The sequence below is a fragment of the Streptomyces sp. NPDC014891 genome (assembly GCF_043081085.1).
GTDB lineage: Bacteria > Actinomycetota > Actinomycetes > Streptomycetales > Streptomycetaceae > Streptomyces.
Genome location: NZ_JBIBWF010000001.1, coordinates 235,130 through 249,752 on the forward strand (window position 1 = coordinate 235,130; position 14,623 = coordinate 249,752).

Below are 14,623 nucleotides of genomic sequence, written 5' to 3' on the forward strand. Positions count from 1 at the left end.
GAATCACCCCGAAGAGCCGATATGCCCGTTTCGAATCCGCGATCGCGGCAAGCAGCCCAGCATGATGCAGATCGGGTACACGATGATGACCGAGCAGGCGGGCCCGCGTGAACTGGTCGACCACGTGGTGGCGGCGGAACGCGTCGGCTTCGACTTCTCCGTGATCTCCGACCACTCCTTCCCCTGGCTGGATTCGCAGGGACACGCCCCCTACGCCTGGAGCGTCCTCGGGGCCGCGGCGCAGGCCACCTCCCGCATCCCGCTGATGACGTACGTGACCTGTCCGACCTTCCGGTACCACCCGGCGGTCGTCGCGCAGAAGGCGGCGACGCTCCAGCTGTTGTCCGAGGGCCGGTTCCGGCTCGGTCTCGGCTCGGGCGAGAACCTCAACGAGCACATCGTCGGCAGGGGGTGGCCCTCGGCCCGGGTCAGGCTGGACATGCTGGACGAGGCCGTCGGCATCATCCGAGACCTGTTCTCGGGCGACCAGGTCACCCGGCACGGTCGCCACTTCCAGGTCGACGACGCCCGGCTCTGGGACGTCCCGGCGACACCTCCGCCCATCGGCATCGCCGTCTCGGGTCCCCGTTCCTCCGCGCTCGCCGGGCGCCACGCGGACCTGCTGATCGCCACCGAGCCGAAGTCGTCGCTGCTGGACGACTTCTCCGCCCAGGGGGGCGCGGGCAAGCCCCGCATCGGCCAGATGCCCGTCTGCTACGACCCCGACCGCGACGCGGCGATCGCCCGCGCCCACGAGCAGTTCCGGTGGGCGCTCGGCGGGTGGCGGCTCAATGCCGAGCTCCCCCTGCCCGGTGGCTTCGAGCAGGCCTCCGCGCACACCCGGGAGGAGGACGTGGCGAAGAGCATCCCGTGCGGCGACGACGTGGAGGCGGTCGTCGAGGCGGCCCGCGCCTACGCCGAGGCCGGCTTCACCGACCTCGCCCTGGTGCAGATCGGCGGTGCGCAGCAACTGCCCTTCCTCCGCTGGGCGGAGACGGAGCTGCTGCCGGCCCTCCGCGAGCTGTGACGGCGTCGGCCGTTCGTAGCCCGCACTCCCCCGATCGTGGCACCGCGCCCCGTCGGCCGCCCGTAGCCCGCACTCCCCCGGTCGTAGCACGACGGCCGCCGGGCCCGTACGCTCCCGACGTGTCGTCCTCCATCGAGACTCCCGAGCAGCCCGGCGCCGTCCGGGATCGTCCGCGCCGGCTCCTCGTCATGCGCCACGCCAAGAGCGCCTGGCCGGAGGGCGTCGCCGACCGGGACCGGCCCCTCGGCCCGCGCGGACTGCGCGACGCCCCGGCCGCGGGCCGGTTCCTCGCGGAAAGCGCCGGGCGGCCCGACCTCGTCCTGTGCTCCCCCGCCCGGCGCGCCCGCGGGACCTGGGAACTGGCCGCCGCCGCACTGGACGGTCCGGTGCCGACCCGTCTCGACCCGCGGGTGTACGGAGCGGACGCCGCGGAACTTCTCGACGTCCTCCACGGCGTGCCCGACGAGGTCGGCACCCTGCTCCTGGTCGGACACAATCCGGGCCTCGAGGAACTGGTGCCGCTGCTCGCCGCCGGGACGGAGAAGGCGGCCGACGGGGAAGTGACAGCCGCTGCGGACGGCACCGCCCGGGCCGCGGGGGTGGACGCGGCCCCGCCCGGGCCTGCCGGCCTCCTGGAGCGGGTCCGTACCAAGTTCCCCACCTCCGCGATCGCCGTGCTCACCTGGCACGGGACGTGGACCGGTCTCGGCGCGGGCGACGCCCGCCTGGCGGACCTGGCGGTTCCCCGCGGGGCACGCCGGGCGTCCTGAGCGGAGACCGGGCGCTCAGCCCGATGCCACGCGGTCCACGGATCGCCTCGCGGTGGACGCCAGGAGCAGGAGGTGGACCAGCGCCGCCGCGACGGCCACCCCCGCCGCAAGGACGAGGGTGCCGGTCAGGGACCGGGTCACGGCCGGGCCGGCCAGCGCCGCGCCCACGGCGAAGCCGGTGATCTTCAGGCTGGCGCCCGTGGTGAAGATCTGGCCGCGCAGGTGTTCCGGGGACTCGCGGTGACGGACCGTGAACAGCGCGGCCAGCTGCGGGCCCTCGCCGATCCCGAGCAGGAGGGCGGCCGCCACGAGCGGGACCGGTCGGCCCGAGGCCGCCAGGAGCAGCGCGGCCGCCTGCACCAGGGCGCCGACCCGGACGATCACGTCGGGGGCGGTCACGCGCGGGAAGCGGGCGAGGACCGCGGTCGCCGCCATGGCCGAGACGGCCGCGCAGGACAGCAGCAGCGCGCCGCGGCCGGCGCCGCCCAGGACCCGCTCGCCCAGCAGCGGGAGGCAGGCCGCCAGCATGCCCTGGGCGACGCAGGTGACGACCGAGGCGAGGGTGGCCCCGAGCAGCGGGCGCCGGTCCACGATGACCCGCAGTCCGGCGGCGAGGTCCTCGCGCACCGAGGCCCGCCGGACGTCCCGCGGCCCGGCGGGACGGGACGGGAGGAACCACGCCGCGGGCAGGGCCGTGGCGACGAGGGCGCCGGAAGCCACGACGGCCGTCGGCGCGCCCGCCGCCTCCGCGACGACGCCGGCGAGTGCCGGGCCGGCCAGGCTCGCCGCGCTGAACGTCATGGCGTCGAGGGCGTTCACCCGGGGCAGGCGGTCCCCGGGGACGACACCGGGCAGTTGGGCCGTCCACCCACCCGAGAGGGCCGGCCCCCACAGGCCCGTCAGGACCGCGATCAGCAGGGTGAGCGGGAAGGGCAGCCGGCCGAGTCCGAGGAGGGTCGCCCCCAGCCCCAGCGCGTACAGGAGCAGGGCCGCGGCCAGCAGACGTCCCGGCCGTCCCGCCCGGTCGAGGAGCGCCCCGAGCAGGGGGCCGCCCACCGCGGCGGAGACGGTGATCGCCGCCAGGAGCGACGCCGCGTCGCCGGACGAGCCGGTCAGGGCGAACCCCGTCAGCATCAGGGCGGGTCCGGACATCTCGTCGCCGGCGCGGGCCGCGACCGCGCCGGCCAGATAGCCGGGCAGCGAGTAACGCTTCATCATGAGCGTGACGTTACGCAGGTAACTGAAAACTCATCAAGATGCGTTACATTCACCCCATGTCCCCTCCCCGTGACGACTGGTCCACCCGGCACTCGGTGCAGGCCACCGCGCAGCGGACCGCCGCCCTGCTCAACGTCCTCGCCGACGAAGCCCCCGACCCGGCCGAAGTCGCCGCCGTCCTGCGGGCGTACGGCGAGAGCGACCCGCTGGAGCTCACCCCGCGCGACGTCGCCGGCATGCGCGCGGCGGCGTCGCTGCTGCGGCAGGTCTTCGCCGCCGAGCACGTCGACGAGGCCGCCGCGGCCCTCAACCGCCTCCTGCGGGAGCACACCGGCCCGCTCCGCCTGACCTCGCACGACGGTGACAGCCCCTGGCACCCCCATCTCGACCCCGACGACGAGGCTCCCTGGGAGGAGTGGTTCCTCGCCTCGTCGTGCATGGCGCTGACCGTCCTCGTCTGGGACCGCCAGCGGCCGCCCGGCAGGGTCTGCGCCTCGCCCGGCTGCCAGAACGTCTTCGTCGCCCAGGGCAGCGGTCCCGAGCGCCGATACTGCTCCCGCAGGTGCGCGACGCGCGAGCGCGTGGCGGCTCACCGCCGGAACCTCGCCGCCGCGCCCCCCGGCGGTCCCTCCTGACGGCGCCCGGCCGGTCCGGGCGCCGCGCGACCGCCGACGGTCCGCTCCCGGGCCGCGGGCGGGCCGGGCCCGGGCCGGCTCGGGTCGGGTCGGGTCGGGTCGGCCCGGGACGGCTCGGGACGGCTCGGGTCGTCACCACGTGCGGTCGAGCAACTGCGTGAACAGCGCGTCCAGCTCCCGCGCCGCCCGGCCGGCCGCGAGCGCCGCGTGTCCGGCCGGGAGTCCCGCCCGCCCCGCCGGCAGGGCCTCCCGCAGCGTCCGGCGCGCCGCGTCCAGGTGACGGCGCGCCTCCTCACGCGTACCGGCACGGCCGCCCGCCTCGTCCACGAGCGCGGCGGCCCGCTCGGCGGTCTCGCCGTCGATCGGCCCGACGGAGTCCAGCAGCACGCCGAGTTCGCGGGCGGCGGCGCCCCCGTCGGCGAGGGCGACGAGGACCGGATAGGTCTTCTTGCCCTGCCGGAGGTCCGCGTGGACGGGCTTGCCGGTCACCCGCGGATCGCCCCAGACGCCGAGGAGGTCGTCGACCGCCTGGAACGCGAGGCCGAGGTGGCGGCCGGCGCGTTCGAGCACGGCCACGGTCCGCTCGGGCGCGCCACCGAGGATCGCGCCCAGCGCCAGCGCACAGCCCAGCAGGGCTCCCGTCTTGTGCTCGGCCATCGACCAGTACTGCTCGGGCCGGACCGCTCCGGGGCCGCGCCAGGGGCGCTCTTCGAAGCGCAGGTCCTCCGCCTGGCCCGACACCAGGTCGTTCAGGGCCCGGCACAGATTCCGTACCGCCTCCCCCGTGCGGTGGCCCGGCGTCTCGGCCAGGACCGTGACGGCCTGGGCGAGGAGCGCGTCTCCGGCCAGGACGCCGGGGCCGGTCCCGTACGCCTTCCAGACCGCCGGGCGCTGCCGGCGCAGCGCGTCGGCGTCCATGATGTCGTCGTGGAGCAGGGAGAAGGTGTGGACGAGTTCGACGGCGACGGCTCCCGGGACGGCCACGGCGCCGTCCGCGCCGACGGCCTCCGCGCCGAGCACCGCGAGGGTCTGCCGCACCCCCTTGCCCTCGGACCCCGCGGGGTCCGGGGCTCCGTCCCGGTCGGCCCAGCCGAGCGCGTACGCCGCCATCTCGCCGGTCCAGGGGTGGAGGCGGCCGACGGCCTGGACGAGCGCGGGCCGGACCTGGTCGCTGCACCGTCCCAGAAGAGCGGTCGCCGGGATCCCGGGCGTCCGGACGGGGCCCGCCGGGGTCGGGGCTCCGAACGGGGTGCGAGCCACCGGGACAGGCGTCGGGAGGGCCCTCACCGCAGCCCCTCCACGTCGGCCTTCCGCAGGGCCGCCTCGCCGACGTCCGCCAGTACCGTTCCGGGCTCCCCCGCCGTCTCGGGGAGGGGCCCGAGGCCGAGTTCGGCGGCGGCCTTGTCGACCATGTTCCGGGCGTGCCGCAGTCCGATGCGGTCCAGCGTGGTGCGGAGTGCCGCCAGCTCGGCGGAGGTGTGCGCGGCGTCGCGGCCGAGCCGGGCGTCGGCCTTGACCAGTCCCAGTCGCGAAAGGGCCGCTCCGCGTGGCTCCTCCATCGCACGGAACTCCTCCAGGGCCCGGGCGTAGAGTTCGCGGGCCTCCGCGTAACGCCCCGCCCGGTACAGCACGTTGCCCCGCATCTTGTGGTTGTAGGCGAGGGCTCCGGCGAGGCGTACCTCCCGGCAGGCCTCCTCGGCCCGCGTCAGCAGGGACAGGGCCCGCTCCACGTCCCCGTCGCGCACGGACACCACGTCGGCGATGCCCCGCAGCGCCCAGGCCCAGCCGCGGCGGTCCTCGGCGCGCGCCGCCGTGTCGGCGGCCTCCTCGAAGAGGGCCAGGGCCCGGTCGTAGGAACCGGTGTTGCGGTGCATCTGGGCGATGCCCTCCAGGGCCCAGACGGTGTGCCGGGCCTCGCCCCGGCGGCGGGCCTCGGCGAGCAGCTGCTCGTGCAGCCGTCCGACCGCCTCGTAGTCGCCCTGGATGCGGCCGGTCTCGGCGAGTCCCGCCAGCGAGTAGCCCCGCACGACGACGTCCCCGCCCCGCTCGCCGGCCTCGGCCGCGAGACCGAGCAGCCGGTAGGCCAGCCTGAGCGCGCCGCGCTGGCGGGCCAGCGTTCCGCCGCTCCACAAGGCCCACGCCATGGCTCCCTCGTGGCCCGCGGAGCGCGCCGCCCGGAAGCTCGCCTTCCACGCCCGGTCGGCGTCCTCGACGCGGCCGAGCCTGCGGCACGCCTCGGCCACCGCCAGTCCGCAACGGGCCGCCTCCCGGGCGTCCCCGGCCTCCTCCGCCGCGCGGAGCTCCCGGACGCCGCGGTCGAGCACCTCCGGCAGAGAGGCGTTGACCGAGAGCGACCCCAGCGCCCCTTGGTATTCCGGCGCCGACGCCCTCGCCGGATGCTCCGTCACCTGACCTGCCATCAGAACCTCCTCGGGTCGACTCGACGATCAAGCCGACGCGAGGATCAAGACGGAGTCGGGGCGCCCGGGTTCCGCTTCGGTCGCGATCTCCGTCTCCGTGGGGGCGGCCGGGTCCTCCTCAAGTACGACGCGGGGCACGGGAGTCCCCAGCGAGATGTACGCGGGTGCGGTGCGCGAGGGAGCTCCCGGGAGACGGGCGGCGGGCGGCCGGGCGCGCGGGGCGCCGCGGCCGCCGCGGGCCGTCAGCCGGCCGGGCACTCCTTCCACGCCAGGTGGTAGACGGTGCTGATGTCACCGTCCGTGGAGTCCATCGTCATGTAGCTGGTGGAGCCCGGGGCCGACGTGCCCGCGGTCACCCGGAGTTCGGTGTTGATGTTGAAGTTGCGCTGCACGCCGCAGGGCGCCCAGACCAGTTGCGCCCAGTCGGTGTCGTCGGTCGACTGCCAGTTGTCCTCGTAGGGGCCCCGGAAGGTGTGGGTGCGGGAGGCGGTGCTCGGCGAGCCCTGGAAGTAGTACGAGGCCTTCTCCGTGCTGCTCGCCCCGCGCTGGAGCGAGGCGTATCCCCGGTAGTCGGCGCTGGCGATGGCGTACGTGAATCCCTGCGGGACGTGGACCAGCAGGTTCAGCTGGCAGTTCCGGCGGGCCGCGGTCGGGGAGGAGCCGCCGCCCACCTGCGCGAGGTACTCGCTGTAGGTGACGGTGAAGGCGGTGTTGTCCTCGGAGACGGCGATCGCGGCGGTGCCCAGCGGGCAGCCGGAGCCGTTGACCGTGGCGATGTCGATGACGATCCTGTCCGGCGGCGGGTCGACGATCGACGAGGGGCCGGCCTCGGCGGGCAGGGCCGAGGCGAAGAGGGCGACGGCCGCCCCGGTCACGAGCAGGGGAAATCTCATGCTTCTCCCATCCGGTGCTTCGTTGCCCGGCGGGCGGGGACGCACAGCTGCGTCCGTGCCACGGGCCGGGCTGCGGCGCGCCGGGCCCCGGCGGCGGTCCTCGGGGGAGCACCACGGCGGGACCTGGCGCGAGAGATCGGAAGGGCCGGGATACGCAGCGGGGTAGTCCAACGGACAACGGTTGAACTATCATGCGTATGAGCTCTGTCCGGCCACCCCGCCGGTCCGAGCGGGGATGGTCGAATGCTAGGGGCCGGCGCGCTCCGGGACAGGATGGAGCCCGGCCATAAACCGCCGCGCGGATCGCACATCTTTGGCGCGGAAGGCCACTTGGCAGCGGTCGAAGGCCGCCCGACTCTGCCGGGTCCTGCGACGGGGTCGGCTCTCACAGGCGTCGCAGGCGACGAAGTCCGGCCCGAGGGATGGGAAAGCGGTTGGAAAGATTCGAGACGGAAAGTCTGGCACTCATGCCTGGCCAGAAGGTGCAGGCCAGCGTCATGAGCCATCACCCGTGGGGGGTGCTCGTCGAGATCGTCGGGTACGAGAACGCCGGCCTGTCGGCCTCGATCGACATGATCCAGCAGTTCTCCGGTACCACGAGCAGCTACGACGAACTGCTCGCGCTCTTTCCACCCGTGGGTTCACGGATCGACGCGGTGGTCGAGCAGATCCACCGGTGGCATCCGCCGGTGTCGGTGCGGCTCACCATCCGACCTGCCGATCTGGAGTCGCTGGTCTGGGGCTGCGACTTCTGTGGTGAAGCGATCACCTTGGGCCCGGGTGGAGACGCCCTCGTCCTGGACTCGCGCAGCAGCGACGGTCCGGGAAGCCACACGCTCATCTCCCACCGGCACTGCCTGGCCGAGCGCATCCACCCGGAGAACCGGGGAGAGCGGGCACGAGCGTTGAAGATCGGGAAGACGTGCTGACGTCGCCAGGCCCCCGCCCGCAGGGCATGGCCGAAGCTGCCGGCCCAGAGGCTGAGGGCGTCTGGGATCGATGCCTTCGCTGCTCGACCGTCAGGTCTCCGTCCTGGCTGTTCAGGTAGTCCAACGGGGTCCGGGGTGTGGTGCCTGGCGGCGTGCGGTGCGGGGGCGGTGGGCCCGCACGTCCACAGGGCCTCCATCGCGTCGTTCACACGCCTCGCGGCCGAACCCCTCCGGAGGCGGGGTCCTGCCGGCTTCCCGTACGCCGTGCCCGCGAGGTCAGTTCGGCTGTTGTTCCGGCGCGCTCGTGAGGTGCGGGAAGCGGAACTCCGTGCGCCGGTGGGCCGTCCCGCCGGGGCGGAGCACCGCGCTGGGGTACTCGGGGTGGTTGGGCGCGTCGGGGAAGTGCTGCGTCTCCAGGCAGACCGCGCCGTGCCGCTCGTGGCTGCGCCCGGTGCCGTCGGAGAGGGAGCCGTCCAGGTGGTTGGCGGTGTAGACCTGCACGCCCGGCGCCGTCGTCCACACCTCCATCACGCGCGTGCCCGCCGGCGCCGCCAGCCGGGCGGCGTACCGGAGGGGTCCCGGCTCGCGGCCCGGCAGTGCCCAGCAGTGGTCGAAGCCGCCGGCCCGGGCGACCTGCTCGTCGGTCGACCGGACGCACTCCCCCAGGAGCCGGGGGGACCGGAGGTCGAACGGGGTGTCCGCCACGGCGTGGAGAGGGCCGAGGGGAATGCCGCCTTCGTCGACGGGCAGGTAGGCCTCCGAGGCGACCTGGAGGGTGTGGCCGAGGACGTCTCCGGCTCCCGCCAGGTTGAAGTAGGCGTGGTTGGTGAGGCTCACGACGGTGGGGCGGTCGGTGGTGGCCGTGCAGTCGACGGCGAGCGTGCCGGCCGCGTCGAGGGAGTACGTGACGGTGGCGTCGAGGGCCCCGGGGAACCCCATGTCGCCGTCGGGGCTGTGCAGGGACAGGCGGAGGCCGGCCGTCTCGCCGTCCGTCACGGGGTGCGCCTCCCACACCTTGCCGTCGAAGCCCCGGGGGCCGCCGTGCAGGGCGTGGCCGCGGTCGTTGGGCGGCACCTGGTGCGTCGTGCCGTCGAGGGTGAAGCGACCGTGGGCGATGCGGTTGGCGTACCGGCCGACGAGCGCACCGAGGTACGGGCCCTTCTCGGCGTACTGGTCCACGGAGGTGAGCGACAGCACCACGTTCTCCGTGCCGCCCCCGGGGCCGGGGACGCCGAGGGCGTGCAGGACGCCCCCGTACGTGAGGACCTCGGCGTACACGCCGGAGGGGGACTCCAGCCGCCAGAGGCCGACGTCCTCTCCGCTCGGGGCGGTGCCGAACGGCCGGTGGCGGACGGTGGGTCGGAGCATGGCGAGTCCTCGGGGCAAGGGGGTGGGGCGGTGGGTCGCGACGGGGTGGCGGGGCTCCGCGCGGGGGCGGGGGGCGGTCGGGTGTGCCGTGCGGGCCTCCGCGGGCACGGGGCCGCGGCGGCGTCAGGCGGGTGGGGCGGGCCGGTCGGCGTCGGCCGGGCCGGAGTCGGTGGGGGTGGGGTCGGCAGGGCCGGCGGCGGTGTGACCGGGGGCGGGAGCGCCCCCGGTGGACTCCCGGACGACGAGTTCGTACCCGGGGCTGATCCTGCGCGGCTCGGACGCCGGACGGCCGCTGAGGCGCTCGACCAGGCGGTCCACGGCCAGCCGGGCGATGGCGTGCTTGTCCGGGGCGACGGTGGTGAGGCTGATCGCGCCGAAGCGGCCCTCCTCGATGTCGTCGAAGCCGACCACGGCGATGTCCTCCGGGACGCGGAGACCGCGTTCGGTGAGCGTCCGCAGGGCTCCGAGGGCGATGAGGTCGTTGTACGCGAAGACCGCGTCGGGCCGCTCCCCCCGGTCCAGGAGCTCCGCCATGGCGGTGGCACCGTCGGACCGGCCGTATCCGTCCGTGGCGACCACGAGCGTCTCAGCCGGATCCAGGCCCGAGGCGACGAGCTCCTCCCGCCAGCCGCGCAGCCGCAGGTGCGCCGGCTGCCGCTCGCGGCCGGTCCGGGAACCGAGGAACGCGATGCGGCGGCGGCCCAGGCCCACGAGGTGGCGGACCGCCTCGCGCGCCGCCGCCACGTTGTCGATGGCGATCTGGTCGTACGGAGCCTCGTACTCCCGCTCGCCGAGCAGCACCAGCGGCGAGGTCTCCTGGCGGGCGACCAGGTCCGCGGTCTCCAGGTGGATCGGGCTCAGGATCAGGCCGTCGATGACGTGCGAGCGGAACTCCTGGCAGACCAGCAGCTCCCGCTCGCGCAGCCCCGCAGTGTGGTCGACCAGGACGGTGTAGTCGTGCTGGGCCGCGGCGTCGATGATGGCGCCCGCCAGCTCGGCGAAGTACGGGTTGCCCAGCTCGGGCACGGCGAAGGCGATGATGCCGGTGCGTCCCTTGCGCAGGTGCCGGGCGGTGAGGTTCGGCCGGTACCCGAGCTCGTCGATGGCCTGCTGCACCTTGGCGCGCATCTGCGGCGTGACGTGGGGATAGTTGTTCACGACGTTGGACACGGTCTTGATCGACACGCCCGCCCGCTGCGCGACGTCCTTGAGGCTGACGCCCACGGCACTCCTCTGCTTCGGCTCCGGATCCGCTCGGGATCCGCTCACTGGATCTGCTCTGGGTCTGGCGGGAGGGGCCCGGGACGCCCGGGGCGGAGGTGCGCTCCCGCCCCGGGGACGTGCCCGGACCGTGCCCGGACCGCCGGCGGACCGGGCGGGGCCGAGCAGGATCCGTCCCTCGTCAGACGGTACTTCGGCTCCGCGACAGGTAGCGCTGGGCGACGACGACGAGGATGAGGAATCCACCGCTGACCACCGACTGGTACGAGGAGTTGAGCGTGCCGATCTGGTTGATCAGGTTCTGGATCACCGCCAGCAGCAGGACGCCCCACAGGGTCCCGCTCACCGAGCCGGCGCCGCCCACCAGCAGCGTCCCGCCGATGACGACGGCGGCGATCGCGTCGAGCTCCATGCCCGCGCCGATGATCGTGACGCCGGAGGAGAGCCGGGCCGCGTTGATCGCTCCCGCCAGACCCGCGAGCAGGCCGCTCAGCAGGTACACCGTCACCTTGGCACGGGCCACGGGCAGGCCCATGAGGGTGGCGGCGTCGCTGCTGCCGCCGACGGCGAACAGCGTCTGGCCGAACGAGGTGCGCTGGAGCACGAGCCCGCCGATGCCGAACAGGGCGAGGGCGACCAGGATCGGGTAGCCGAAGCCCGCCACGCTCCCCTGCCCGAGCTCGGCGAACGCCGAGTCCTTGGGGACCAGGTACGTGGTGGCGCCCTCGTCGGTGAGGGCGAGCAGCAGTCCTCGGGCCCCGAGGAGCGAGGCGAGCGTGACGATGAAGGGTGCCATGCCGGCCCGGGCGATCAGCAGGCCGTTGACCAGTCCGATCGCCCCGCAGACCGCGAGCGGGACGAGCAGGGCGGGCAGGATGCCCCACTGCGAGGCCCAGGCGGCGAGCACGCCGCCCAGCGCGAACACCGAGCCGACGGACAGGTCGATGCCGCCGGTGATGATCACCAGGGTCATGCCCAGCGCGACGACGGCCAGGAACGAGGCCTGCACCGTCACGCCCCGCGCGTTGTCCAGCGTGGCGAAGGTGGGATAGACGAAGGAGGCGATCACGACGACGAGCAGCAGCACGGCGAGGACGCCCTGGCGCTGCACGAGCGCGGCGAGCCGTTCCCGGCCGGAGACGTCGGCCCGCCCGCGGTCGGCGGCGGCGCCGCTCCCGTGGGGCGCCGAGGGTGCGGTGCCCGGAGCGGCGAGCGAGGAGGTGGGGTTCATCGGGATCGGCGCTCCCGTGCGACGTAGACGGCGGCGATGATGATGACCGCCTGGGCGATCTGGGCGGTGGAGTCGGGCAGGTCGTGCTTGACGAGCGTGGCGCGCAGCAGCTGCATCAGCAGCGCGCCCGCGACGGTGCCGAGCACCCGGATGGACCCGCCGCTGAGCGGGGTTCCGCCGACGACCACGGCCGTGATCGCGGACAGCTCCATGAGGGTGCCGAGGGACGAGGGGTCGCTCGCGGTGAGGCGCGCGGTGGCCAGGACGCCCGCGAGGGCGGCGAGGACGCCGCACAGGACGTACACCCCGGTCAGCACGCGCTTGACGGGGAGTCCGGAGAGGGCGGCCGCCGACCGGTTGCCGCCGATCGCGACGACCTGGCGCCCGAAGGTGGTCCGGTGGACGAGGAAGGCGACCGCGAGCGCCAGGGCGACGGCGATCAGGACGACCAGCGGGATGCCGAGAACGCTTCCGGTGCCCAGCGACAGCAGGTCCGGGTTGACGATCTGCTTGAGCCGACCGTCCGCCATCACGAGCGCGAGGCCGCGTCCGCCGACGAACAGTGCCAGGGTGGCGACGATCGGCTGCAGGCCGACGACGGACACGAGGGCGCCGTTCACCGCTCCGACGACGGCGCCGGCGAGCAGCGCGATCAGCAGGGCGGGGACGAGGCCGTAGCCCAGGTACAGCGGCAGCAGGGCCGCCGCGAGGGCCATGGCCGACCCCACGGAGAGGTCGACCCCCTCGGTGCCGATCACCAGCGCCATGCCCAGCGCCACGATGACGATCGGGGCGACCTGGATGAGCTGGGTGCGGAGGTTGTCGGCGGTGAGGAAGTGCTCGGTGAAGAGCGCGTTGAACAGCAGGAGCGCTGCCACCGCCGCGTACACGCCGTACTCCTGGAACCAGGCCGGGGCGCTGCGCCGCGCGGCGGCGCCGGCCGGCGGCGCGGCGGTTACCTGGGTGGTCATCGGAGGTCCTCCTCGGCGTCCTCGGGCGTGGCGCCGCCGGACGTGGTGACGGCCGGCTGGGGGGCGAGGGCCTTGGTGACGGCCGTCTCGGCGACGGCCGGCGCGGCGGGGGGTGCGGGGGCGGGGGGTGCGGGGGCGGCTGTCTCGGCGGCAGGGGGTTCGGGGGGTGGTGCGTGGTCCGCGAGTACGGCGAGCAGCTCGCTCTCCGACACCTGGTCCCCGGTCAGTTCACCCGCCGTCGCCCCGTTCCTGAGGACGACGATCCGGTCCGCGCCCTCGACCAGTTCCTCGATGTCGGACGAGATCAGGAGGACGGCGAGCCCCTCCTGGGCGAGTTCGTCGATGAGGGCCTGGACCTCCGCCTTGGCCCCGACGTCGATTCCGCGGGTGGGTTCGTCGAGCAGCAGCACCTTCGGTTCGAGGCAGAGCCAACGCGCCAGGAGCACCTTCTGCTGGTTCCCGCCGGACAGTTCGCCGACCTTCTGCTCCGGGCTGGAGGCCTTGATCCGCAGTCGCCGCATGAAGACGTCGACGACGCGGTCCTGCTGCGCGCGCGAGACGATGCCCGCCCGCGAGAGCCGGGGCAGCGCCGCGAGCACGATGTTCTCGCGCACCGACAGGCCCGGCACGATGCCCTCGGCCTTGCGGTCCTCGGGCAGCAGGCTGATCCCGGCACGGATGGCGCTCGCGGAGGAGAACCGTTCCAGCGGCGCGCCGCCGACCGCGATCCGCCCCGAGTCCAGCGGCAGGGCGCCGGCGAGCGCCTTCGCCGTCTCGCTCCGGCCGGAGCCCAGCAGACCGCCGAGCCCCAGCACCTCCCCCGGGTGGAGCTCCAGCGAGACGTCGTCGAGCTGGTGCCTCCTGACCATGCCGGTGGCCGTGAGGACGGGCTTGCGGGCGATGTCGTGCCCCTCGCCGGCGAAGCTCGTCGTGCCGTGCCTGCGCACCTCGGAGAGCTCCCGGCCCAGCATCATGGAGACCAGCTGCATCCGGTCGAGCGCCGCCAGATCGCCGGTGTGGATGTGCCTGCCGTCGCGGAGCACCGTCACCCGGTCGCAGATCCGGTAGAGCTCGTCCATCCGGTGACTGACGTACACGACGGCGATGTTCTGCCGGCGCAGGTCGCCGATCACCCGGAACAGCGTCTCGACCTCGCGCGGCTCCAGGGACGAGGTGGGCTCGTCCATGACGACGACGTTGGCCCGGACCGACACCGCGCGGGCGAGCGCCACCATCTGCTGCGCGCCGATGCCCAGGGTGTGCAGCGGACGGCGCGGGTCGACGTCGACGCCGAACCCGTCGAGGAGGGCCGAGGCCTCGGCGTGCATCCGCGAGAAGTCGATCAGCCGGAGGCGGGTTCGGGGCTCGCGGCCGAGGAAGATGTTGCGGGCGACGCTCATCAGCGGAACCAGGTTCACCTCCTGGTAGATCGTGGAGATGCCGGCCTGCTGCGCCTCGAAGGGGCGCGAGAAGTGGACGGGACGGTCCGCGAGCAGCAGCTCGCCGCTGTCCGGTCGGTGGACGCCCGTGAGCACCTTGATGAGGGTGGACTTGCCCGCGCCGTTCTCACCGACGAGCGCATGGGTCTCGCCGGCGCGGAGCGTGAACGACACGTCGTCGAGGGCCACGACGCCGGGGAATCGCTTCCCGACGCCGCGCGCTTCCAGCACCGTCGGCGCGAGCGACGGCGCGGTGCCGGTCACTGCGGACGGGGCCGCTTCGGGGGGTGCCATGAGCGTGGCCTTCCGGAGTGGTTCGTGTGGGTGAGGGTGGGGGTGTGGATGGGGGTGTGGTGGGGTGCCGGCGGGGGGCGGGGGCGGGCCCTTCGTGACCGCACCGCACAGGGGAGAGAACGGGGTCGCGCCTGCCGGCCGGGGCCGGGTCCCGCCCGGTCCAGGAGCCGCCCGCCCGGCCTGACGCCGGGCGGGAGTCTCGTACGG

Annotated in this window: 13 protein-coding genes; 4 read left to right on the plus strand and 9 right to left on the minus strand. The window is 74.4% G+C overall.

Annotated elements, in window-relative coordinates:
• The first annotated feature begins 61 nt into the window (after positions 1 to 61).
• Positions 62 to 1,027, plus strand: coding sequence for an LLM class F420-dependent oxidoreductase (locus tag ACF09E_RS01095; RefSeq protein ID WP_392203227.1), 966 nt, complete (start codon positions 62 to 64; stop codon positions 1,025 to 1,027).
• Positions 1,028 to 1,215: 188 nt separating this feature from the next.
• Positions 1,216 to 1,797 (plus strand): SixA phosphatase family protein, encoded by a 582-nt coding sequence (locus ACF09E_RS01100; RefSeq protein ID WP_392203837.1) that lies wholly within the window; start codon positions 1,216 to 1,218, stop codon positions 1,795 to 1,797.
• 15 nt (positions 1,798 to 1,812) lie between these two features.
• On the opposite strand, the gene ACF09E_RS01105 is transcribed toward ACF09E_RS01100, so the two are convergent.
• Positions 1,813 to 3,015 carry an MFS transporter gene (locus ACF09E_RS01105; protein ID WP_392203228.1) on the minus strand — a complete coding sequence of 401 codons (1,203 nt, stop codon included), beginning with the start codon at positions 3,013 to 3,015 and terminating at the stop codon, positions 1,813 to 1,815.
• Positions 3,016 to 3,071: 56 nt separating this feature from the next.
• Between ACF09E_RS01105 and ACF09E_RS01110 the strand changes: the two genes are divergently transcribed.
• Complete coding sequence (locus tag ACF09E_RS01110) at positions 3,072 to 3,650, plus strand: CGNR zinc finger domain-containing protein (RefSeq protein WP_392203229.1); 579 nt, start codon at positions 3,072 to 3,074, stop codon at positions 3,648 to 3,650.
• A gap of 132 nt (positions 3,651 to 3,782) precedes the next feature.
• Here ACF09E_RS01110 and ACF09E_RS01115 read toward each other — a convergent pair whose 3' ends face one another.
• The 3 genes from ACF09E_RS01115 to ACF09E_RS01125 form a co-directional block, all read right to left on the minus strand.
• Positions 3,783 to 4,910, minus strand: a complete 1,128-nt coding sequence (locus ACF09E_RS01115) for a polyprenyl synthetase family protein (protein WP_392203230.1) — start codon at positions 4,908 to 4,910, stop codon at positions 3,783 to 3,785.
• 23 nt (positions 4,911 to 4,933) lie between these two features.
• A complete protein-coding gene (locus tag ACF09E_RS01120) occupies positions 4,934 to 6,070 on the minus strand; it encodes a tetratricopeptide repeat protein (RefSeq protein WP_392203231.1) in 1,137 nt (378 codons plus the stop codon).
• A gap of 242 nt (positions 6,071 to 6,312) precedes the next feature.
• Positions 6,313 to 6,963: a DUF4360 domain-containing protein gene (locus ACF09E_RS01125; protein WP_392203232.1), complete on the minus strand. Its 651-nt coding sequence runs from the start codon at positions 6,961 to 6,963 to the stop codon at positions 6,313 to 6,315.
• A 467-nt stretch (positions 6,964 to 7,430) separates the two neighbouring features.
• Between ACF09E_RS01125 and ACF09E_RS01130 the strand changes: the two genes are divergently transcribed.
• Positions 7,431 to 7,892 carry a hypothetical protein gene (locus tag ACF09E_RS01130; protein ID WP_392203233.1) on the plus strand — a complete coding sequence of 154 codons (462 nt, stop codon included), beginning with the start codon at positions 7,431 to 7,433 and terminating at the stop codon, positions 7,890 to 7,892.
• A gap of 276 nt (positions 7,893 to 8,168) precedes the next feature.
• Here the strand turns inward: ACF09E_RS01130 and ACF09E_RS01135 are convergent, their stop codons facing one another.
• The 5 genes from ACF09E_RS01135 to ACF09E_RS01155 all read right to left on the minus strand — a co-directional run bounded on the left by ACF09E_RS01135 (position 8,169) and on the right by ACF09E_RS01155 (position 14,416).
• On the minus strand, positions 8,169 to 9,260 hold the full coding sequence (locus ACF09E_RS01135; protein WP_392203234.1) for an aldose epimerase family protein: 1,092 nt from the start codon (positions 9,258 to 9,260) through the stop codon (positions 8,169 to 8,171).
• A gap of 123 nt (positions 9,261 to 9,383) precedes the next feature.
• Entirely contained in the window at positions 9,384 to 10,484 is a 1,101-nt protein-coding gene (locus ACF09E_RS01140) for a LacI family DNA-binding transcriptional regulator (RefSeq protein WP_392203235.1), read from the minus strand.
• A gap of 178 nt (positions 10,485 to 10,662) precedes the next feature.
• Positions 10,663 to 11,712, minus strand: a complete 1,050-nt coding sequence (locus ACF09E_RS01145; RefSeq protein ID WP_388797423.1) for an ABC transporter permease — start codon at positions 11,710 to 11,712, stop codon at positions 10,663 to 10,665.
• Positions 11,709 to 12,683: an ABC transporter permease gene (locus ACF09E_RS01150; protein WP_392203236.1), complete on the minus strand. Its 975-nt coding sequence runs from the start codon at positions 12,681 to 12,683 to the stop codon at positions 11,709 to 11,711. The genes ACF09E_RS01145 and ACF09E_RS01150 overlap by 4 nt, the downstream gene beginning before the upstream one ends.
• On the minus strand, positions 12,680 to 14,416 hold the full coding sequence (locus ACF09E_RS01155; protein WP_392203237.1) for a sugar ABC transporter ATP-binding protein: 1,737 nt from the start codon (positions 14,414 to 14,416) through the stop codon (positions 12,680 to 12,682). The genes ACF09E_RS01150 and ACF09E_RS01155 overlap by 4 nt, the downstream gene beginning before the upstream one ends.
• Positions 14,417 to 14,623: the final 207 nt, after the last annotated feature.

Excerpts from the sequence above, each read along its gene's own strand:
- ACF09E_RS01095 (WP_392203227.1), top strand. The coding sequence starts at position 62 with ATGATGCAGATCGGGTACACGATGATGACCGAGCAGGCGGGCCCGCGT.
- ACF09E_RS01100 (WP_392203837.1), top strand. The coding sequence starts at position 1,216 with ATGCGCCACGCCAAGAGCGCCTGGCCGGAGGGCGTCGCCGACCGGGAC.
- ACF09E_RS01105 (WP_392203228.1), bottom strand. The coding sequence starts at position 3,015 with ATGATGAAGCGTTACTCGCTGCCCGGCTATCTGGCCGGCGCGGTCGCG.
- ACF09E_RS01110 (WP_392203229.1), top strand. The coding sequence starts at position 3,072 with ATGTCCCCTCCCCGTGACGACTGGTCCACCCGGCACTCGGTGCAGGCC.
- ACF09E_RS01120 (WP_392203231.1), bottom strand. The coding sequence starts at position 6,070 with ATGGCAGGTCAGGTGACGGAGCATCCGGCGAGGGCGTCGGCGCCGGAA.
- ACF09E_RS01125 (WP_392203232.1), bottom strand. The coding sequence starts at position 6,963 with ATGAGATTTCCCCTGCTCGTGACCGGGGCGGCCGTCGCCCTCTTCGCC.
- ACF09E_RS01130 (WP_392203233.1), top strand. The coding sequence starts at position 7,431 with ATGCCTGGCCAGAAGGTGCAGGCCAGCGTCATGAGCCATCACCCGTGG.
- ACF09E_RS01135 (WP_392203234.1), bottom strand. The coding sequence starts at position 9,260 with ATGCTCCGACCCACCGTCCGCCACCGGCCGTTCGGCACCGCCCCGAGC.
- ACF09E_RS01145 (WP_388797423.1), bottom strand. The coding sequence starts at position 11,712 with ATGAACCCCACCTCCTCGCTCGCCGCTCCGGGCACCGCACCCTCGGCG.
- ACF09E_RS01150 (WP_392203236.1), bottom strand. The coding sequence starts at position 12,683 with ATGACCACCCAGGTAACCGCCGCGCCGCCGGCCGGCGCCGCCGCGCGG.
- ACF09E_RS01155 (WP_392203237.1), bottom strand. The coding sequence starts at position 14,416 with ATGGCACCCCCCGAAGCGGCCCCGTCCGCAGTGACCGGCACCGCGCCG.